Origin of the sequence: Rhodanobacter caeni (assembly GCF_039523575.1) — a bacterium.
GTDB lineage: Bacteria > Pseudomonadota > Gammaproteobacteria > Xanthomonadales > Rhodanobacteraceae > Rhodanobacter > Rhodanobacter caeni.
This window is the reverse complement of sequence record NZ_BAAAFO010000004.1, coordinates 343900-363163: the sequence shown is the minus strand read 5'-3', so window position 1 is coordinate 363163 and position 19264 is coordinate 343900. Positions and strand designations below refer to the sequence as shown.

Sequence of the window (19264 nt, the reverse complement as noted above, 5' to 3'; positions counted from 1 at the left end):
CGCGCCGGCACATGGGCCAGAATGCACGCATGCGCGATCAAACTTCCCCTGTTGCCGCCGACGTGGAACTGTCCGCTCCCGAGCTGTTTTTCAGCCGCGAGCTGGCCGCGCTGGAATTCAACTTCCGGGTGCTGGCGATGGCGCGGGACGCCACCGTGCCGCTGCTGGAGCGCCTGCGCTACCTCAGCATCGTGGCCAGCAACCTGGACGAATTCTTCGAGGTGCGCGTGGCGATGCTCAAGCATCACCACGCCTATGGCTCGGCCGCGCCGGGGCCCGATGGCCTGCTGTCGGGCGAACTGCTGTCGCGCATCCGCAGCCGGGTGCTGGACCTGGTGGCGCTGCAATACGCCACCTGGCAGGAGCAGCTCAGCCCGCAACTCGATGCGGCGCGCATCCACATCCTCACCCGCCAGCAATGGGAGCCGCGCCAGCGCCGCTGGCTGCAGGGCTATTTCGAGCACGAGGTGCTGCCGGTGCTGTCGCCGCTGGGGCTGGACCCGTCGCATCCGTTCCCGCGCATCCTCAACAAGACGCTGAACATCGCGGTGGTGCTGAAGGGCCGCGACGCGTTCGGCCACGAGGGCCACATGGCGCTGGTGCGGGCGCCGCGCTCGCTGCCGCGGATCATCCGCCTGCCCGATGAAGTCTGCGGCGAGGGCGACAATTTCGTGTTTCTGGCCGAATTGCTGCAGGCCTTCGTCGACCTCATGTTTCCCGGTTTCAAGGTGGTCGGCTCGTACCAGTTCCGCGTCACCCGCAACAGCGAGCTGATGGTGGAGGAGGCGGAGATCGAGAACCTGGCGCTGGCGTTGAGCGAGGAGCTGCTCGGCCGCGGCTATGCGCGGCCGGTGCGACTGGAGGTCGCCGACGATTGTCCGAAGTCGATCACCGCCATGCTCACCCGCAACTTCCAGCTGGAGGAAGCGGACGTCTACCGTTGCGACGGCCCGGTCAACATCATCCGCGCGGGCATGATCTACGAGTGGGTCGACCGGCCCGAACTGAAGTTTCCGCATTTCGTCTCGCAACTCCCGCCCGCACTGGAAGCAAGCCACAACAAGTTCGAGCTGATCGCGCAGCACGACGTGCTGCTGCACCACCCGTACCAGAGCTTCGGTGCGGTGGTGGACCTGCTGCGCCAGGCCTCGGTCGACCCGCAGGTGCTGGCGATCAAGCAGACCTTGTACCGCGCCGGCGAGGACACGCCGCTGGTGGATCTGCTGGTGGAGGCGGCACGCCACGGCAAGGACGTGACCGTGGTGATCGAACTGCGCGCGCGTTTCGACGAGGCGGCCAACATCCACCTGGCCACGCGGCTGCAGGAAGCCGGCGTGCAGGTGGTCTACGGCGTGGTGGGCTACAAGACGCACGCCAAGATGCTGCTGATCGTGCGCCGCGAGGGCGACGTGCTGCGCCGCTACGCGCACCTGTCCACCGGCAACTACCACCAGGGCAACAGCCGCGTATACACCGACATCGGCCTGATGACCGCCAACCCGGAAATCGGCGAGGACTTGCACAAGGTGTTCCAGCAGCTGTCCGGCCTGGGTCCGGTGATCGAGCTGAAACGGCTGTTGCATTCGCCGTTCACGCTGTACCCCGGCGTGGTGGCGAAGATCGCGCGCGAAACCGAACACGCCCGCGCCGGCCGCCCCGCCCGCATCGTGGCCAAGCTCAACGCGCTGAACGACGCGCGGGTGATCGCGGCGCTGTACCGCGCCTCGCAGGCCGGCGTGGAGATCGACCTGATCGTGCGCGGCGCCTGCACCTTGCGGCCGGGGCTGCCCGGCATTTCCGAACGCATCCGGGTGCGCTCGATCGTGGGCCGCTTCCTGGAGCACAGCCGCGTGTACTGGTTCGCCAATGACGGCGATCCCGAGCTGTACTGCGCCAGCGCCGACTGGATGGAGCGCAACCTGATGCGCCGCATCGAGATCGCCTTCCCCATCCTCGATCCGGACCTGGCCGCCCGCGTGTTCGAGGAGACGCTGGCCAACGGCCTGGCCGACAACACCCAGGCCTGGCTGCTGCAGAGCGACGGCCACTACGTGCGCGCCGAGCCGGGCGACGATCCACCCTACAGTGCCCAGCGCGCCCTGCTGCAGCGGTTCTGCGCATGAAGGGTCATTGCTGCACCGCGCCATCGGCATGCGAGAATGCGCCCCCGGCAACCCACGGAGTACGCGCTTGAGCCCGGCGGAACAAAGCCCCATTCGCGACGGCGAGCTGATCGCCTCGGTGGACATGGGTTCCAACAGTTTCCACATGGTGGTGGCCCGGGTCGAACACGGCGAGCCGCGCGTGATCGACCGCCTGCGCGATACCGTGCGCATGGCCGCCGGCCTGCGCGCGGACGGCTCGCTCGATGCCGCCCACCGCACCCGCGCGCTGGCCTGCCTGGCCCGTTTCGGCCAGCGCATCGCCGGGCTGCCCGCACTGCGGGTGCGCGCAGTGGCCACCAACACCGTGCGCCGGCTGGCGTCGCCGCAGGTTTTCCTGACCGCGGCCGAGGCGGCGCTGGGGCACCCGATCGAGATCGTCTCCGGCCGCGAGGAGGGCCGGCTGATCTTCCTCGGCGCCGCGCACGACCTGCCCGCCTCGCGCGAACCGCGGCTGGTGATCGACGTGGGCGGCGGCAGCACCGAGTTCATCATCGGCCGCGGCCTGGCGCCGTTGCACACCGAGAGCGTGCAGGCCGGCTGCATCGCCTCCACCCTGCGCTTCTTTCCCGGCGGCAAGCTCACCCGCAAGCGCTGGCAGCGCGCCACCAGCGACATCGGCGTGCTGCTGCAGCAGTTTGCCGAGGACTTCCGCGAATCGGGCTGGCGCGATGCCTTTGGTTCGTCGGGTACCGCCAAGTCGATCGGCGCGGTGGTGCAGGCGATGAAGTTCTCCGACGACGGCATCACGCCTGCGGCGCTGGACTCGCTGCGCGAGGTGCTGCTCGAACAGGGCAGCATCAGCGCGATCAAGCTGCCCGGGCTGGTCGAGGAACGTGTGCCGGTGATCGCCGGCGGCCTGGTGGTGTTCGAGGCCGCGTTCGCCGCGCTGGGCATCGAGCGCCTGCAGGTCTGCGAAAGCTCAATGCGCGAGGGCGTGCTGTGGGACCTGCTGGGCCGCGCCGGCGGCGACGATCCGCGCACCGCCAGCATCGACGCCCTGGCCGCCCGCTACGGCGTCGACCGCGCCCAATCGCGGCGCGTGGAGGCGACCGCACTCAACCTGTTCGACCAGGCGGCCAAACCCTGGAAGCTCGCCGCCGACGCGCGCGAGTGGTTGTCCTGGGCGGCGCGCGTGCACGAGATCGGCCTGGCCATCGCACACAGCCAGCACCATCACCACGGCGCCTACATCCTGCGTCACGCCGACCTGGCCGGTTTCTCGCGGCAGGAGCAGCAACTGCTGGCCGCGGTGGTCGAACTGCATCGGCGCAAGCCGGACAAGGCGGTGATTTCCGCGCTGCCGCAGCGCTATCGCCAGCTGGCGCGCCATATCACCGCGCTGCTGCGACTGGCCGTGCTGTTCCGCCGCGCCCGCCGCGCCGAGTCGCTGCCGCCGATGCGCCTGAACGCCACTCGCCAGCGCCTGCGGCTGGCCCTTCCCGTCGACTGGCTCGAACAGCACCCGCTGAGCGAGGCCGACCTGCAGCACGAGCAGGCGCCGATGGCGGAACTGGGCCTCACGCTGGAAATCACCCGCCGCTGACCGGCTTTGCTCCTCTCCTGCACACGCCCATGCTCCCTCCCCTGCTTGCAGGGGAGGGCTGGGGAGGGGTGCGCTGTTGATCTTCCCCGCCAGCCCATGCAACTCCCTCCCAGCCTCCCCCTGCACGCAGGGGGAGGAGTACATCTCCCTCCGCTGCCCGCAGGGGAGGGCTGGGGGAGGGGTGCGCTTTTGATCTTGCCGCCAGCCCATGCAACCCCCTCCCAGCCTCCCCCTGCGCGCAGGGGGAGGAGTACATCTCCCTCCCCTGCTCGCAGGGGAGGGCTGGGGAGGGGTGCGCTTTTGATCTTCCCCGCCCACTGAGGCACCCTCCTTCTTTCTTCGCGCATGTCCGCGCCCGCCCCGCCGCGTATCATGGCCGGCACTCCTCGACATCCTGATGCCCATGCTCAAGACCCTGCTCGCCGCCCTGCTTCTGATCCTGCCGCTGTCGTCGCAGGCCCAACAAGCCAAGCCCGCGCCGGCCGGGGAAACGGCCGAAACCGCCGCGCCGCCGCAGGTGCTGCTGCAGACCTCCCAGGGCGACATCACGCTGGAGCTGTACCCGGACAAGGCGCCGAAAAGCGTGGCCAATTTCCTGCAGTACGTGCGCGACGGCTTCTACAACGGCACTCTGCTGCACCGGGCCATTCCCGGCTATCTGGTGCAGGGCGGCCTGTACACCCGCGACCTGCAGCCCAAGCGCACGCGCCCGGCGGTGGCCAGCGAGGCGGACAACGGCCTGTCCAACCTGCGTGGCACGGTGGCGGTGGCGCGCGGCGCCGATCCCAACTCCGGCACCGCCCAGTTCTTCTTCAACCTGGTCGACAACCGCCGCCTGGATTTCGTGGGCAGCCAGAGCGGCCTGACCTGGGGTTACGCGGTGTTCGGCAAGGTCGTCAAGGGCATGGACGTGGTCGACAAGATCGCCGCGCTGCCCACCCGCGCGCTGGGACCGTTCGCGGGCGACGTGCCCAATCCGCTGGTGGTGATCGAAGAGGCCCATGTGATCGGCGAGGAGTCGCCCGCGTCGGCCAGCACGGCCGCGCCGGCCAAGGCGGCACCCGCCAAACCATCCACGGCCGGGGAAAAGAAAGCCGCCAAACGCGCCAGGGGCTGATCGGCAATGACCACCCTGTTCATCGCCGACCTGCACCTGGACCCGTCGCGCCCGCACATCACCGAACTGTTCGAGCGCTACCTGGCCAGCGACGAGGTACGCCAGGCCGACGCGCTGTACATCCTGGGCGACCTGGTGGAAGCCTGGATCGGCGACGATGACGATGCCGAGCTTCCCGCTCGCATCGCCCGCGCCATCCGCGGCGTGCGCGACGCGGGCGTGCCGGTGTACTTCATGGTCGGCAATCGCGATTTCCTGCTGGGCCAGGATTTCGCCCGCCGCGCCGGCTTCGACCTGCTGGACGACGGCACCGTGCACACCGTGCACGGCCAGCCCACCTTGCTGATGCACGGCGACGTGCTGTGCACCGACGACGTGGCCTACCAGGCGGTGCGCAAGCAGGTGCGCACGCCGCAATGGCAGGCGCAGATCCTGTCGATGCCGCTGGACGCGCGCCGCGCGTTCGCCGCCAAGGCACGCGAGGACAGCCGTGCCCACACTGGCAGCACCATGGAAACGATCATGGACGTGAACGCCGACGCGGTCGCCGAGGCCATGCGCAAGGCCGGCGTGACGCGGCTGATCCACGGCCACACCCATCGCCCCGCCGTGCACCGGTTCGCGCTGGATGGCCGCGCCGCCGAGCGCATCGTGCTGGGCGACTGGTACGAGCACGGCTCGGTACTGAAGGTCGACGCAAGCGGCGCCACGCTGCACGGCCTGAGCGCCGAGTGAACCACCCGCGGCAGCGCGTTTGCGCCAGCTGGCCGCGAGCCGAATGGCATCACCTTGCGCATACGCGCCGATGACCAGCATCGGGTTTCCATCGAAACCCGGAGTATCAGCCCATGCCCATGGTTCGCTTTCGCCTGACCGGCGGCCGTGCCGACGCCGACGCCATGATCGCCACCCTGCACGGCATCAACGATATCGAACACGTCGAGGAGATCGACGACATGATGAGCGGCATGCGTGACGACTCCAGCTCCAGCGACTCGATCAGCGACAGCGAGGCGCAGCTATATCGCATCGAGGTCGACGCACCCGACGACGAGCTTGCCGATACCGTGCGCGTCAGCGCCGAGGCACTCGCCCGCGAGCGCGATGTGGGCATCGAGTTCACCGACGAGTTCTGAGTGTGCAACGCACGACGCGCCATGGCCGCTTTCAGGAAACCGGATGAGCCGCCTGGCACAGCGCCACCACCATCTGCCGCAACCAGCCATGCGCCGGGTCGGCATCCATCCGCGGATGCCACAACGCCGAGATGTTTATGTCCGGCGTCCGTACCGGGAGTTCGAAGCTCCTGAGCCCGGCCGCCATCGCGGGGCTGTCGGCAAGGCCACGACCGAGACAGAAGCTCGGTACCAGCGCGACCAGATCGGACTGGCGTGCCAGACGCATCGCGTCGGCGTGTGCCGGCACCACGACGGAAATCGTGCGGCGCAGTCCCAGCGCCTGGAGTGCCTCATCCACCGGTCCGGTGACCTGCGCTTTCCGCGACACGACAACGTGCCGGGAGGCCGCGTATCGCCTGGCGGTCACGCCCCGTCCGGCCAGCAGGGGATGCCCGGTGCGGGCGACGCCGACGAAATGGTCGCGAAACAGGAGCCGGGTGCGCATCTCCGGTGCGGCCGACTCGATCACACCGATTTCCAGGTCGATCAAGCCTTCGCGCAAGGGAGCGGGATCCTTGTTCGGCTTCAGTGCAAAACGAAGCCGCACGCGCGGGGCTGCCTCGGCAATGGCAGCGCACAAGGGCACCGAAAAGAACCGGATGAAATCCTCGTTGGCGCGGAGGGTGAACGTGCGTTCCAGCACGGCAAGGTCCAGCGGATCGGTGCGCGGCCGCAGGGTTGCCTGCACCTCACGCGTCAACGCATGGACGCGATCGCGCAGTGACATCGCGTGCGGCGTCGGAACCAGCCCGCGCCCGGCGCGCACCAGCAGCGGGTCGCCGGTGACCGCGCGCAGACGCGCGAGCGTGCGGCTCATCGCCGACGTGCTGAGCCCAAGACGGCGCGCCGCCGTGGTGACGCTGCCCTCGTCAAGCAGCACGTCGAGCGCGAGCAGAAGATTCAAATCCACGTTTTCCATGCGGCGAGCTTAGAACAATCAGTCCCCATTGCAGGCGTTTCACGCAAGCATGGTTTGCTTTTGATGCGTCTGGCGCCGGCTCGTCTCAGCTGCCACGATCAGCGCCGCCGATAGTGAGCGGAGAGAACCATGACAGTGAAATCGACCAGCGGCGCCATCCTCATCATCGGCGCGTCGCGCGGGCTGGGCCACGCGATGGCCGCGGAGTTCCTGAAAAGAGGCTGGCAGGTGGTCGGCACCGTGCGAGGGGAAAGCCGCACGCTGCTGCACGACCTGGCGGATCAACACCCGGGCCGGGTCGAGATCGCGTGTCTCGACATCACCGTGCCGGACCAGATCTCGGCACTGCATGACCGCTTCGCCGGGCGCCGCTTCGACATCCTGTTCGTGAACGCCGGCACCGCGAACAAGCATCCGGACGCCACGATCGCCGACGTCTCGACGCAGGAGTTCGCCCAGGTGATGGTCACCAATGCGCTCGGCCCGATGCGTGTCATCGAGGCGCTGCAGGATCGGGTGGCGGCTACGGGTTTGATCGGTGTGATGTCGTCCGGCCAGGGCAGCGTCGGCAACAACGAGAAAGGCGGCCACGAAATCTACCGCGCCAGCAAAGCCGCACTGAACCAGTGCATGCGCAGCTACGCCGCCCGTCACGCTGGCGAACCGCGTGCGCTGCTGTTGATGGCGCCGGGCTGGATCCGCACCGACCTTGGCGGACCGGATGCACGGTTCAGCATGGAGGAAACCGTTCCGGACATCGTGAGCGTCGTCATCGCGAAACAAGGCAAACCCGGCCTGGATTACCTGGATCGCTTTGGCGAGGCGGTGGCCTGGTGATCGCGTAAGGAAGTTGATCGATGCTCCACCGCTGAAACGCCCCCATCCGCCCTGTCGGGCACCTACCCCCGCAAGCGGGGGAAGGAAAACTGGGTGTTTCGAGGAGTCTGATGGCTTCCTTCCCCCGTGCAACGGGGGAAGGTGCCCGACAGGGCGGATGGGGGGACGCTCTTCCCCAACTACCCCGAGCAAACATCCCCAGGCAACGCCGGGGGATGTCACTTCGCCGCTTAGAACGTGAGACGCAGCGTCGCCGCGTAGCGACGGTCGTTCACGTACCAGGAGGTGACCCGGCTGCCGGCACCGTTCTGGCCCATGATCGTGCGCTGTTCGGCATTGTTGATGTTGTTCATCTCCAGGCCGAGCTGCACGTGGTCGGTGAACTTGTAGAAGATCGAGCCGTCGAGCTGGCCGAAGTCGTCGCTGTACACCGGCAGCTTCCAGTTGATGCCGCCGTCGCCTCCGTTGTAGCCGTTGGGGCCAACCGACAGCAGATACTTGCTGCGCCAGTTGTAGGCCAGGCGGATCTGCCACGGCCCCTTCTCGTAGAACGCGGCCACGTTGAAGGAATTCTTCGACAGGCCATCGGCCGGAAGCGTGCCGAAGGTGCTGCCGTCGGTATCGCGCGGCACGGTGTCCGAGCTGTTGGGCACCTTGGTGGTGCTGTCGATGTAGGTGTAGTTCGCCGACATGCCGAAGCCCTTGAACGCATCGGGCAGGAAGTCGAAGAACTGGTTCCAGCCCAGTTCCACACCCTGGATCTTGGCCTTGCCGACGTTGACCGGGCGGGTGATCAGGTAGTCGTAGCTGTTGCCGTCGGCGCCGGGGAAGGCCACGTCGCGGGCTTCGCGGCGGAAATAATCCCTGACGTCCTTGTAGAAGAAGTTGGCCCACGCCATGCCGCCGTGATCCGGGTCGAAGTACCACTCCAGCGAGAGGTCGTACTGGTTGGCCCGCATCGGCTTCAGGTACGGGTTGTCGTACGAGCTGCCGGACAGGTCGAGCTGCGACACCGGCAGGCTGCTGCCGTCCGTCGGCGCGGTGACGCCCTGCTTGGTGCCGGCGGTGAGCATCTGGTACGCCTGCATGTCACCGAAATCGGGACGGGCGATGGCCTTGGAAGCGGCCGCGCGCAGCAGCAGGTTGTCGGCCACTTCCCAGCTCAGGTTCAAGCTGGGCAGCACATCGGTGTAGGCATTCTTGGCGTTGACCGGCTCGGACTGCCCGCTGCCGAGATACGGCGCATAGGCCACGTTCGGATAGATCAGGAAGCCCTTGGCCTCGTTCTGCGTACGCACCACGCGCACGCCCACGTTGCCGTCCATGCGCCACTCGTCCACGCCGAAATTGAGCATCGCGTAGGCGGTGCGGGTGTTCTCGTGCTGGTCGTTGGTGTACTCGCCGCCCGGCTGGCGCTCGGCGAAGCCGTTCTCATAGCCGCTGCCGGGCACATAGTACGGGCTGGCCGCATCATGGATGTCGTGATAGCTGGCCGGATAACCCAGAGCCGTGGCCAGGATCGGGGCGTAGAACGCGCCGGGCACGCCCGCGTTGCCGCGGTAGAAATTGGGGAATTTGTCCAGGTGCACCAGGCTGGAATTGATCTTGTCGTTGAGGTCGAGCGACGGCATCTGGTCGCTGGGCAATGCCCACCAGGCCATCCAGGTCTGGAACACCGGCTGCCAGTTGTAGCCGGTGTCGATGTTGGTCGCCTTGCGGGTGGTGGTGCGTACGCCGAACTTGACCGAGCGGAAGAACGTACTGTCGAAGCTCTGCTTGATGTCGGCACGCCAGGCCAGCTCGTCGGCCCGGTTCTTCACCACGTCTTCCATGGTGAAGCCCCAGTAGTAGTTGGCGGGGTTGGTGGTGAAGTTCTGGTCCACGCCGATGGACGGCACGCCGCCCAGCGTCACGTCGATGTAGGGCACGTTGACGCCCAGCGCGATGGTGGAGTCCAGCGCCCGCGTATCGGCCTTGATGTACTGCAGGTCGGTGGAGAACTCGGTGTTGTCCGCGATCCGCCATTTCAGGCTGAGCGAATAATCCGTGGTCTTGGATTTGCGGTGCGAGGCGCGGATATCCGTACCCATGGGCACGCCGCCCGGCTGCGTGAGGTAGCCGGACTGGAACACGTTGCCGTCCAGGTTGTACGGGTGGCTGGTGTCCAGCGCTACCTGGGTGGGATCGTTGGAGACGAAGATCGCATCCTCGTTCCACAGCTCGTCGTAGCGGCTCTGGAACACGGTGGCGGCGATGTCCATGTCGTCGTTGGGCCTCCACTGGAAGGCCACGTAGGCGCCGTCGCGCTTGCGCTCGTATTGCAGCGAGCGCCAGTCGGCGCCGCGCGGCAGCCACAGTTCGTCGCCGGCGCCATTGCCGTCCACGTCGGTGTTGGAGTTCTTGAAGAACGGCCGCACGAACAGGCCGTCGGTGCGCGTGGCCAGCTCGGAATGCGCCACGTCGATCAGCACGCCGAACTCGCCGGCATCGGTCTTCCAGCGGTTGCTGTACAGCGCCGATCCGGAAGGCTTGTACTTCTTGACGAAGTCGCCGTAGTTCTCGCTGAGCGACACGCCGATCTTCTGCCCCTCGAAATCGAACGGCATGCGCGTGCGCAGGTTCACCGTGCCGCCCAGCCCGCCTTCGATCATCTCCGCGGTCTGGTTCTTGTAGACGTCCACGCCGCCCATCAGTTCGGACGGCACGTCCTGGAAACTGAGGTTGCGGCCGCCGGAGGCCGAGAAACTGTCGCGACCATTGAGCTCCGAGCGCACCTGGGTCAGGCCGCGCACCTGCACGCCGTTGCCTTCGGCCGAGAAATGCTCCGGGTCACCGACGGAAAGGAAATGGTCGATGGTGACACCGGGGATGCGCGACAGCGTCTCGGTCACGCTGCGGTCGGGCAAGGCGCCGATGTCCAGCGCGGTGACCGAGTCGACGAAGGTATCCGCATAGCGCTTGATGTCCTGCGCCCTCTCCACCGAAGCACGGATGCCCGTCACCGTGACCGCGCCCAGATCGGTCGCCTGCTTTTTCTGCTGCGTGGATCGCAGCGACGTGTCCTGCGCGGTGTCCTGCGCCGTGTCCTGCGCGTGGACGGTACCGCTGAGCACCATGGCGATGCCCAGGGCCAGGACAGCGGGTTGCAAGCCGAGCCTGGCGGCACGGCTTGCGCGATAGCTGGCCGCACGGCGGCCAAGACGCGTTGACATGAATATTCCTCCCCGGAAATTTCTGATTTGATCGGTGCACGAGCACCTTTGCGCCGGTGAAGTCGACGACGGCGCAGCCCCCCCGCCACGCTCGTCGCCGCTTTCCTTCAGACAGTCTCCGCTCGGCGCTCACCCCCTGCGGGATGCAGCCGCGCAATCAACCGGCGGTGGTATCGCTACCATTGGATGGCAGCTGGCCTCAGGGTAGACGCGGGCCGCCATGCCAGACCAATGAAATATTGGCCATTAATCATATTAAAAGGGAATACGTGCCCGGCGCGGGTCAGGCGGTAGCCCAGCCGGCATCGTTCCTGTCCTGGTAGAGCTTGCAGGACGCCGCCCGCAGTGCCTCCAGAACCCGCTCGGCGCCTGGCGACAGCTGGTGGTTGCGGCGGCGCACGATGCCGTAATACTCCATGCGCACGCCGAGGTTGATGGGCAGCACGCGCATCTGGCCCATCTGCAGGTAGAACTGCACCGATTCCGGCGGCAAGGCCGCCAGCAGGTCGCTGTTGCGCAGCAGGTGGACGATGATCGGCAGCGAGCCGGTTTCCACGATGTTCTGGGGTGGTGGTTGTCCATGTTCCAGAAACACCATGTCCAGCCGCGAGCGCAGCACGCTGCCCGGGGGCGGCATGATCCAGCCGAAGGTGGCCAGATCGGCATGGGTGACCTGCGGCTGTTGCGCCAGCGGATGCCCGGCGCGCGCCAGCACCACGTGCGGCTCATCGGCCAGCGACTCGAAATCCAGCTCGCCCGCTCCCTCCGGCCCCATGATGCGGCCCACCACGATGTCCAGTTGCCCGTCCAGCAGCTTGGCCACCAGCGGCCGGCTGTAGTCCATCTCGACCTTGATCAGGATGTCGGGAAATTCGCGCTTGACCGCCGCAATCGCCTGCGGGACCAGGTTGGTGCCCGGGTTCACCACGGTGCCAATGGAGGCCTGCCCCATGCGGCCACTGCTCAGCGCCGCGATCTCGTCCTGAGCGCGGCCGATCTCCGACAGCGCGGAACGGGCGCGCCGCACCAGCACCTGGCCATAGCGCGTCGGCTCAACGCCCCGCGCGTGGCGATCGAACAGGGGTACGCCCAGCAGGCTTTCCATTTCCGCCAGCATTTTCGACGCCGCCGGCTGGGTCATGTTGGCCGCCTCGGCGGCGCGCAGCACCGACCGGTACTCATGCAGATACAGCAGCAACGACAGCTGGCGGGTTTTCAACCGCGTGATGCCGAGCCGGCGGGCGTCGGGATGAACCATGGGTTTCTCCAACCAGGCAACCTATTCCCGCAAAGAATAGTTGATATGCAAAACCCCGTGGCCGTATATAGGTCATCCCTGCGGCACGGGAACGCGATGCCGGGTTGGGCTGGCGTCGTTCGACGAGCACTTGGCCTTCACGGGCACTCCTTCAGCGCTTGTCCCCAACTGCGCGATCACCTGGCGCAGTCGACCGCGCCGGGTTTGGCCGCGGCTTTTCGTCAGGTCGCGCTGGCCTGGGCCCCGATGTCCAGCGCGCCGCCCATGGATGCCTCCGCCGCCGTCTTCGCATAGCGTGCGGGCGACATGCCCACGTGGCGCCCGAAGGCAACACTGAAAGTGCTGGCGGAGCCGTAGCCGACGCGTTCGGCCACTTCCGCGACGGCCAATTGCCGCCTCCGCAGCAACTGCCTGGCCAGCGCCATGCGCCACGCGAGCAGATAAGCCATCGGGGCGACGCCAACGGTGCGATTGAAGCGTTCGAAGAAGGTTGAACGCGACATGGCCGCCGCTTTCGCCAGCTGGCTCACCGTCCACGGCCGCGCCGGATGATCGTGGATGTGACGTATCGCCTCGGCCAGGCGCGCGTCGGCAAGGCCGCGCAGCAGGCCGGGCGATGCCGTCGTCTCGGCGCCCGCTCGAAGCGCTTCGATGAACAGCACTTCCAGCAGGCGGGCGAGAACGACATCGCGCGCGGGCCGCTGCGCGCGGGATTCGTCGGCCACAAGCTGCACCACCGTGGCCAACCTGTTGTCATCGCGCACATGTATCAACCGCGGCAGCAGCGACACCAGCAATGCCGCATCGGGCGAGCCGAAACTGCAGTGACCCACCAGCAACCGGACGTCAGGCGGGCCGGCCGGGACGCCCAGCCGGAATTCGCCAGCGGACAATGGTGTGGGCGGCGTGTCGATCTCGCCCGAAGCCAGCGGTTCCCGGCTGCTCATGGTGAAATGCTGCGCCGCGGGGATCAGCACAAAGTCGCCTGCATGAAGTGCGAATGCAGCGTCGCCGTCGACCGCCAGGCGGCAGGATCCTTCGATGACCACGCAATAGAACGGTCGCCCGATTTCCTCGCGTTGGACACGCCAGCGACCGGCGCCCAGCACCATCTTGGAGTAACGGGCAGCCGGCTGCAGCAGCGTGACAATCTCCGCAAACGGGTCGATCACGCCGGACTCCTGCGAAAGAAAAATGGACTGACTATCGTAGCAAGTCCTGACGCAGCCACCTATCGTTTCGACTCCGCCCACCACGATGGAGTCCCATGAAAAACGTCCTGATCACCGGCTGTTCCTCCGGCTTCGGCCTCGACACCGCTCGCCATTTTCTCGAACGCGGCTGGAACGTCATCGCCACCATGCGCACGCCGCGCCAGGACGCGCTGCCACGCTCCACGCGCCTGCGCGTGCTCCCGCTCGACGTCACCGATCCGCAAAGCATTGCCGACGCCGTGGAGGCGGCCGGGCCAATCGACGTACTGGTGAACAACGCCGGCATCGGCGTGCTGAATGCACTGGAAGGCACCTCGATGGATATCGCGCGCGCCGTCTTCGAAACGAACACCCTGGGCACGATCGCGATGACCAGGGCCGTACTTCCCCAGTTCCGCGAGCGGCAGGCCGGGCGCATCGTGAATGTCACTTCCAGCGTGACCCTGAAGCCGCTGCCCCTGCTTTCCGTCTACACCGCCAGCAAGGCGGCCATCAACGCGTTTACCGAATCGCTGGCGCTGGAGCTGCAGCCGTTCAACGTGCAGGTGAACCTGGTGCTGCCGGGGCGGGCTCCGGGCACGGCTTTTGGCGACAACGCACGGTCACGGATGCAGAACGGTGTCCCCGAGGCCTACGCCAGCTTCGCCCAGTCCATCCTTGCGCAGGCGCAGCAGTCGTCCGAGATCACACTCTCGCAGGACGTGGCCGACGCGGTGTGGCGCGCGGTCAACGATCCCTCTTGCCCGCTTCGCATCCCGGCGGGCGCGGACGCGGTGGCGGTGGCCGAGGCGCTCTGAAACCTGCTGCCGCCTTCGCCCGGGGGATGCGCGCCGACAGAAACCGGGCCTAGGATACGAAGGCTGCGCCAGGGTGAAAACGCACCGCCGGCGAGCAACATCCCCGGCCACCCTCCATTCCTCGGAACATGCATGATCAACCATCTCACGATCGCGCTGGCGCTGGTCGCCGCCCTGCCGGCTTTCGCCGCCGAGAAAGCCACCCCGACCGCCAGCGAATTGCTGGCCCGCTCGCGGCCCGCCGAATGGCGCACGCCCGATCCGCAGAACCTGCTGTACATGCAGTTGCCGCAGGGACGCGTGGTGATCGAGCTGGCACCGGATTTCACGCCGCTGCACGCGGCGAACATCCGCACCCTGGTGCGCGAGCATTATTTCGACGGCCTGGCCATCGTGCGGGTGCAGGACAACTTCGTCACGCAGTGGGGCGACCCCAACGATGACGATGCCGGCGACAAGAGTAAGCTGCGCCCGCTGGGCGAGGCCAAGGCCACGCTGCCACCGGAATTCAGCCGTCAGATCGACCCCGCCTTGCCGTGGACACCGCTGCCCGACGGCGACGTGTACGCGCCGCAAGTCGGTTTCTCCGAGGGCTTTCCGGTGGCACGCGATCCACCCAGCGGGCGCGAATGGTTGATCCATTGCTACGGCATGGTGGGCGTGGCGCGCGACGTGGCACCGGAAACCGGCAGCGGCAGCTCGCTTTACGCGGTGATCGGCCAGGCGCCGCGGCGGCTGGATCACAACCTGGCCATCGCCGGACGCGTGCTGCAGGGCATGCCGCTGCTGTCGGCTCTGCCGCGCGGCGCCGAACCGATGGGCTTCTATACCGAACCGGCGCAACGCGTGGCGATCACGTCCGTGCGACTGGCCGCCGATGTGCCCGCCAGCGAGCGCGTGCCAATCGAAGTGCTACGCACCGACAGCGCCACCTTCGCCGCACTGATCGATGCGAAGCGCCACGGCCACAACGCGTTCTATCCCACCCCCGTGGGCAAGCTCGACGTGTGCGGCATCGAGGCGCCGGTGCGCGAGGCCAATCACGCAGCCAAACCCTGACTTGGGAATCGCTCGGAGTTTGTAAATATTCGACGGGAAAGCACCGAGCCAGCTTTTTTCCCTTCCCCTGCGAAGCGGGGGAAGGTGCCGAAGGCGGATGGGGGGCTCTTGATCTTGCTTTTGCGCGTCGACAAAAAGCGCCCCCTTCAGCCCTTCGGGCAGCTTCCCCCGCTTTCGGGGGAAGCAAAAGCAATTCACAGCCTCAGCGATAACCCGCCGCCTGCAACTCGAACAGCTCCGCGTAATGGCCGTTCGCGGCCAGCAGGTCGTCGTGGCTGCCGATCTCCTCGATGCGCCCGCCATCGAGCACGATGATGCGGTCGGCCATGCGCACGGTGGAGAAGCGGTGCGAGATGATCACCGCGGTCTTGCCCTGCGACAGCTCCTTGAAGCGCTGGAACACCTCGAACTCCGAGCGCGCGTCCAGCGCCGCGGTCGGTTCATCCAGGATCAGCAGCGGCGCATCGCGCATGTAGGCGCGGGCAATGGCGATCTTCTGCCACTCGCCGCCGGACAGGTCCACGCCGCTCTTGAACAGCTTGCCCAGCATCTGCTCGTAGCCGCGCGGCAATTTGCCGATCACCTCGTCGGCCATGCTGCGATGGGCGGCCTCGACGACACGCGCGCGATCCTCGCGGGCATCGATGCGACCTACTGCCACGTTGTCGGCGGCACTGAGGTAGTAGCGCACGAAATCCTGGAAGATCACGCCGATGTTGAGCCGCAGTTCCTCCAGGTCGTACTGCGCCAGCGGATGGCCGTCCAGAAGAATCCGGCCTTCGTCAGGGTCGTACAGGCGTGAGAGCAGCTTCACCAGGGTGGTCTTGCCGGCGCCGTTTTCGCCCACCAGCGCCAGCACCTCGCCGGCGCGCAAGGTGAAGCTGAGATGGCGCACCGCCCAGCGCTCCGCTTCCGGGTAACGGAAGCCCACGTCCTCGAACACGAACCCTTCGCGGATCGGTTGCGGGAACGGCCGCGGGTTGGGCGGCGACAAGATCTCGGGTTCGATGCGGAAAAACGAGAACAGGTCATCCAGGTACAGGGCCTGCCCCGCCACCTGCGAAAAACCGACCAGCAGGCTCTCCAGCAGGTTGCGCAAACGGCGGAACGAGGCGGACAGGAAGGTGAGATCGCCCACGCTGAAATCGCCGCTGACCGTGCGGTAGGCAATGATCACGTAGGCCGCGTAGTAGCCGATCGTCCCGATGGTGGTGAACAACCCGCCCCAGCCCGCACGCCGCAGCGCGACGCGTCGGTTGGCGGCATAGATCGACTGCGACAGCACGCGGTAGCGCTCGATCAGGAACGCATTGAGGCCGAAGCTCTTCACCTCTTTCGCGTTCTGGGCGCTGGCACCCACCTGCCGCAGGTAATCCAGCTCGCGCCGCTCCGGCGTCCACTGGTAGTTCACCGCGTAGCTCTGCGCGTTGAAGTGGAACTCGCCCATGAACGCGGGCACCAGCGCAACCAGCAGCAGCGCGATCAGCCACGGCGCGTAGACCAGCAACCCCACCGCGAAGCTGGCGATGGTGACCATGTCCTGCGCCTGGCCCAGCAATTGCGACAACAACGAACTTCGCCCGGACACCTGGCGGCGGGCGCGGTCGAGCTTGTCCTGCAGGTCGGCGTCCTCGAAATCCTCCAGATCCAGCGAGGCGGCGTGTTCCATCAGCTTGATGCTGGTGCTGTTGGCGTACAGCTCGGACAGCAGCGAGTCGATCATCGACACGATGCGGCCAAGGATGTCCGCGCCCACCGCCAGCGCAAACTCCAGCGCAAGAAGCAGCCACAGGTGATCGAGCACGCCGCTGGCCAGCCAGCTGCCCACGTCGGCATGGGCGTTGCCGGCCGCGAGCAGCCGCACCACCTCGTCGATGATCAGCTTGCCCACGTACAGCGTGGCCACCGGCAGCAGCGCGCGCATCAGCCGCAGCGCAATGCTGGACACGCTGAGCAGGCGGCTGGTCTGCCAGATGCTTTTCAGGAACGGCGGCAGGTTGCGCAAGGCGGCAAACCGCTCGCGCAGGCTCTGCGCCGGCGGCGGTTCACCATGCCTGCCGACAGGCGCCGCGCCACGGCCAACCCGCCCTCCCATGCTGTACTCACCTGGCATTCGACATCCTTGATGTGGCAACCGGACGAGCATGCCATTTCATGGGCAAGGGCGTGGTCTCGGCGAGAAGGCGGTCCGAAAAAATCGATCGCCAGGGTATTGCTCAAGACATTCTTGCGATATATCGTAGAACACACTTGAGACGAAGGAAACCCACCATGGGACTGCACCACTTTTTTCGCGCCATGCATCATCGCCACCATCCCGACTGGTGCGGCCACGCCGGCCAGGACCCCCACGAGCGCCATGCCAGCCCCGGTTTCGGCGGGCACCGCGGTGGCGGCTTCTTCGGCGGCTGGGACGAGATGCGCGGCGGCGGGCGCCGGGGCGGCGGCCGGATGTTTGGCCATGGCGACCTCAAGCTGTTGCTGCTGGCGCTGATCGAACAGCAGCCCCGGCATGGCTATGAACTGATCCGCATCATCGAGGAGATGTTCCACGGCCATTACTCGCCCAGCCCCGGCGCGATCTACCCCACCCTCACGATGCTCGAGGAACTGGGCTACGCACGCGTCGAGGACACCACCGGCAACCGCAAGCTCTACGCCATCACCGACGAGGGCCGCGCCTTTCTCGACGAGAACCGTGACGAAGTGGAAGCGGTGACCGCGCGCACCGAGCAGAGCGCGCGCATGGCCGCAAAGATGTCCGCGCCGATGGCGGTGCGCAAGGCAATGCACTCCCTCAAGTACGCTCTGCTGATGCGCGGCACAAACTGGGACAAGGCCGAGGCCCAGCGCGTGGCGGCCATCCTGGAAAACGCTGCCAGGGACATCGCAAGTGGTGGCCCGCGCGATTGATGGCGGTTGCCCCCTGTGGCTGTTCCATCGGCCTGCAGGAGCGGCTTCAGCCGCGATGCTCTTTGGTCGAGCTTCCGAAGAGCATCGCGACTGAAGTCGCTCCTGCAGGCCGATCCCCTCCCCTAAAGGCTCACCCCATGCCGACCCATGAACACCAGACACTCCGCCATCCCGTCGTGTTGCGCACACTGGATGTGTTGCGCGTGGAACGCCTCACCCCGCACATGCAGCGCGTGACGTTCGGCGGCGACGAACTGCGCGGTTTCCTCAGCGCCGCACCGGACAATCATGTGAAGCTGTTTTTCCCCAACGCCGCCGGCGAACTGGTGACGCCCACGCTGGGCCCGAACGGCCCCGAATACCAGCCCGGCCTCGAACCGTCGCCGATGCGCGACTACACCCCGCGCCACCACGATGCCGCGCGCAACGAGTTGACCATCGACTTCGTGCTGCACGGCGACGGCCCGGCGTCCAACTGGGCGGCCCAGGCCGCACGCGGCCAGCGCATCGGCGCGGGTGGGCCGCGCGGCTCTTTCGTCGTCGCCGGCGATTTCGACCGCTACGTCCTGGTGGGCGACGAAGCCGCCCTGCCCGCCGTCAGCCGCTGGCTGGAAGAAATGCCCGCCGGTGTGCATGCCGACGTGCTGATGGAAATTCCCGGCGCAAGCGACCGCCAGCCCCTGGCCTCCGCAGCCTCCTTCACCGTGCGCTGGCTGCATCGCGACGGCGTAGCCGCTGGGCACAGCGTATTGCTGGAGCAGGCGCTGCGCGAATTGCCCGCCACGCCGGGCGACACCTTCTACTGGATCGCCGCCGAATCGCGTCGTGCGCGCGCCATGCGCCTGTTCCTGGACAGGGAGCGCGGCGTTCCCAGGGAGTGGATCCGCGCCACCGGCTACTGGAAGTCGGAAGAGGATGGCGACGCGCAGGCCCCGCGATGAATCCCCCCTGAGTCCGACGGCTCCTTCACCACGCAATTTTTTCACGGCCCACGCTATTCGTTGACCTGGGCAGGCCGTGGCACACCGTCAGCGGCCGGCAAACGGAGAGGG

Annotated in this window: 15 protein-coding genes; 10 read left to right on the top strand and 5 right to left on the bottom strand. The window is 66.9% G+C overall.

Translation table 11 applies throughout. From position 1 onward, the window contains the following. Positions 1-29: 29 nt before the first annotated feature. The 5 genes from ppk1 to ABD017_RS14320 all read left to right on the top strand — a co-directional run bounded on the left by ppk1 (position 30) and on the right by ABD017_RS14320 (position 5961). A complete protein-coding gene (gene ppk1, locus ABD017_RS14340; RefSeq protein WP_343883454.1) occupies positions 30-2123 on the top strand; it encodes a polyphosphate kinase 1 in 2094 nt (697 codons plus the stop codon). 67 nt (positions 2124-2190) lie between these two features. Further along, on the top strand, positions 2191-3708 hold the full coding sequence (locus tag ABD017_RS14335) for a Ppx/GppA phosphatase family protein (RefSeq protein ID WP_343883452.1): 1518 nt from the start codon (positions 2191-2193) through the stop codon (positions 3706-3708). 403 nt (positions 3709-4111) lie between these two features. After that, the gene (locus ABD017_RS14330) at positions 4112-4825 is read left to right on the top strand and encodes a peptidylprolyl isomerase (protein ID WP_343883776.1); all 714 of its coding nucleotides are present in this window, start codon (positions 4112-4114) and stop codon (positions 4823-4825) included. A gap of 6 nt (positions 4826-4831) precedes the next feature. Next, the gene (locus ABD017_RS14325) at positions 4832-5560 is read left to right on the top strand and encodes a UDP-2,3-diacylglucosamine diphosphatase (protein ID WP_343883450.1); all 729 of its coding nucleotides are present in this window, start codon (positions 4832-4834) and stop codon (positions 5558-5560) included. A gap of 113 nt (positions 5561-5673) precedes the next feature. After that, positions 5674-5961, top strand: a complete 288-nt coding sequence (locus ABD017_RS14320; RefSeq protein ID WP_343883449.1) for a hypothetical protein — start codon at positions 5674-5676, stop codon at positions 5959-5961. Between the two features lie 31 nt (positions 5962-5992). On the opposite strand, the gene ABD017_RS14315 is transcribed toward ABD017_RS14320, so the two are convergent. Further along, entirely contained in the window at positions 5993-6922 is a 930-nt protein-coding gene (locus ABD017_RS14315) for a LysR family transcriptional regulator (RefSeq protein ID WP_343883448.1), read from the bottom strand. Between the two features lie 129 nt (positions 6923-7051). On the opposite strand from ABD017_RS14315, the gene ABD017_RS14310 reads away from it, so the two are divergent. Further along, on the top strand, positions 7052-7759 hold the full coding sequence (locus ABD017_RS14310; protein ID WP_343883447.1) for an SDR family oxidoreductase: 708 nt from the start codon (positions 7052-7054) through the stop codon (positions 7757-7759). Between the two features lie 230 nt (positions 7760-7989). Here the strand turns inward: ABD017_RS14310 and ABD017_RS14305 are convergent, their stop codons facing one another. The 3 genes from ABD017_RS14305 to ABD017_RS14295 form a co-directional block, all read right to left on the bottom strand. Continuing rightward, positions 7990-10971: a TonB-dependent receptor gene (locus ABD017_RS14305; protein ID WP_343883446.1), complete on the bottom strand. Its 2982-nt coding sequence runs from the start codon at positions 10969-10971 to the stop codon at positions 7990-7992. Positions 10972-11254: 283 nt separating this feature from the next. After that, positions 11255-12229 (bottom strand): LysR family transcriptional regulator, encoded by a 975-nt coding sequence (locus ABD017_RS14300; RefSeq protein ID WP_343883445.1) that lies wholly within the window; start codon positions 12227-12229, stop codon positions 11255-11257. A gap of 221 nt (positions 12230-12450) precedes the next feature. Beyond that, complete coding sequence (locus ABD017_RS14295) at positions 12451-13401, bottom strand: AraC family transcriptional regulator (protein ID WP_343883444.1); 951 nt, start codon at positions 13399-13401, stop codon at positions 12451-12453. Positions 13402-13496: 95 nt separating this feature from the next. On the opposite strand from ABD017_RS14295, the gene ABD017_RS14290 reads away from it, so the two are divergent. Together ABD017_RS14290 and ABD017_RS14285 are read left to right on the top strand one after the other, a co-directional pair. Further along, positions 13497-14240, top strand: a complete 744-nt coding sequence (locus ABD017_RS14290) for an SDR family oxidoreductase (protein ID WP_343883443.1) — start codon at positions 13497-13499, stop codon at positions 14238-14240. Between the two features lie 132 nt (positions 14241-14372). Then, positions 14373-15299 (top strand): peptidylprolyl isomerase, encoded by a 927-nt coding sequence (locus ABD017_RS14285; RefSeq protein ID WP_343883442.1) that lies wholly within the window; start codon positions 14373-14375, stop codon positions 15297-15299. A gap of 202 nt (positions 15300-15501) precedes the next feature. Here the strand turns inward: ABD017_RS14285 and ABD017_RS14280 are convergent, their stop codons facing one another. Beyond that, on the bottom strand, positions 15502-17394 hold the full coding sequence (locus tag ABD017_RS14280) for an ABC transporter ATP-binding protein (RefSeq protein ID WP_343883441.1): 1893 nt from the start codon (positions 17392-17394) through the stop codon (positions 15502-15504). A gap of 176 nt (positions 17395-17570) precedes the next feature. Here ABD017_RS14280 and ABD017_RS14275 point away from each other — a divergent pair, with 176 nt between their 5' ends. Then, positions 17571-18212 (top strand): PadR family transcriptional regulator, encoded by a 642-nt coding sequence (locus ABD017_RS14275; protein ID WP_343883440.1) that lies wholly within the window; start codon positions 17571-17573, stop codon positions 18210-18212. A gap of 137 nt (positions 18213-18349) precedes the next feature. Next, complete coding sequence (locus ABD017_RS14270) at positions 18350-19153, top strand: siderophore-interacting protein (protein ID WP_343883439.1); 804 nt, start codon at positions 18350-18352, stop codon at positions 19151-19153. Positions 19154-19264: the final 111 nt, after the last annotated feature.

Excerpts from the sequence above, each read along its gene's own strand:
- ppk1 (WP_343883454.1), top strand. The coding sequence starts at position 30 with ATGCGCGATCAAACTTCCCCTGTTGCCGCCGACGTGGAACTGTCCGCT.
- ABD017_RS14330 (WP_343883776.1), top strand. The coding sequence starts at position 4,112 with ATGCTCAAGACCCTGCTCGCCGCCCTGCTTCTGATCCTGCCGCTGTCG.
- ABD017_RS14325 (WP_343883450.1), top strand. The coding sequence starts at position 4,832 with ATGACCACCCTGTTCATCGCCGACCTGCACCTGGACCCGTCGCGCCCG.
- ABD017_RS14320 (WP_343883449.1), top strand. The coding sequence starts at position 5,674 with ATGCCCATGGTTCGCTTTCGCCTGACCGGCGGCCGTGCCGACGCCGAC.
- ABD017_RS14315 (WP_343883448.1), bottom strand. The coding sequence starts at position 6,922 with ATGGAAAACGTGGATTTGAATCTTCTGCTCGCGCTCGACGTGCTGCTT.
- ABD017_RS14310 (WP_343883447.1), top strand. The coding sequence starts at position 7,052 with ATGACAGTGAAATCGACCAGCGGCGCCATCCTCATCATCGGCGCGTCG.
- ABD017_RS14305 (WP_343883446.1), bottom strand. The coding sequence starts at position 10,971 with ATGTCAACGCGTCTTGGCCGCCGTGCGGCCAGCTATCGCGCAAGCCGT.
- ABD017_RS14300 (WP_343883445.1), bottom strand. The coding sequence starts at position 12,229 with ATGGTTCATCCCGACGCCCGCCGGCTCGGCATCACGCGGTTGAAAACC.
- ABD017_RS14290 (WP_343883443.1), top strand. The coding sequence starts at position 13,497 with ATGAAAAACGTCCTGATCACCGGCTGTTCCTCCGGCTTCGGCCTCGAC.
- ABD017_RS14285 (WP_343883442.1), top strand. The coding sequence starts at position 14,373 with ATGATCAACCATCTCACGATCGCGCTGGCGCTGGTCGCCGCCCTGCCG.
- ABD017_RS14280 (WP_343883441.1), bottom strand. The coding sequence starts at position 17,394 with ATGGGAGGGCGGGTTGGCCGTGGCGCGGCGCCTGTCGGCAGGCATGGT.
- ABD017_RS14275 (WP_343883440.1), top strand. The coding sequence starts at position 17,571 with ATGGGACTGCACCACTTTTTTCGCGCCATGCATCATCGCCACCATCCC.
- ABD017_RS14270 (WP_343883439.1), top strand. The coding sequence starts at position 18,350 with ATGCCGACCCATGAACACCAGACACTCCGCCATCCCGTCGTGTTGCGC.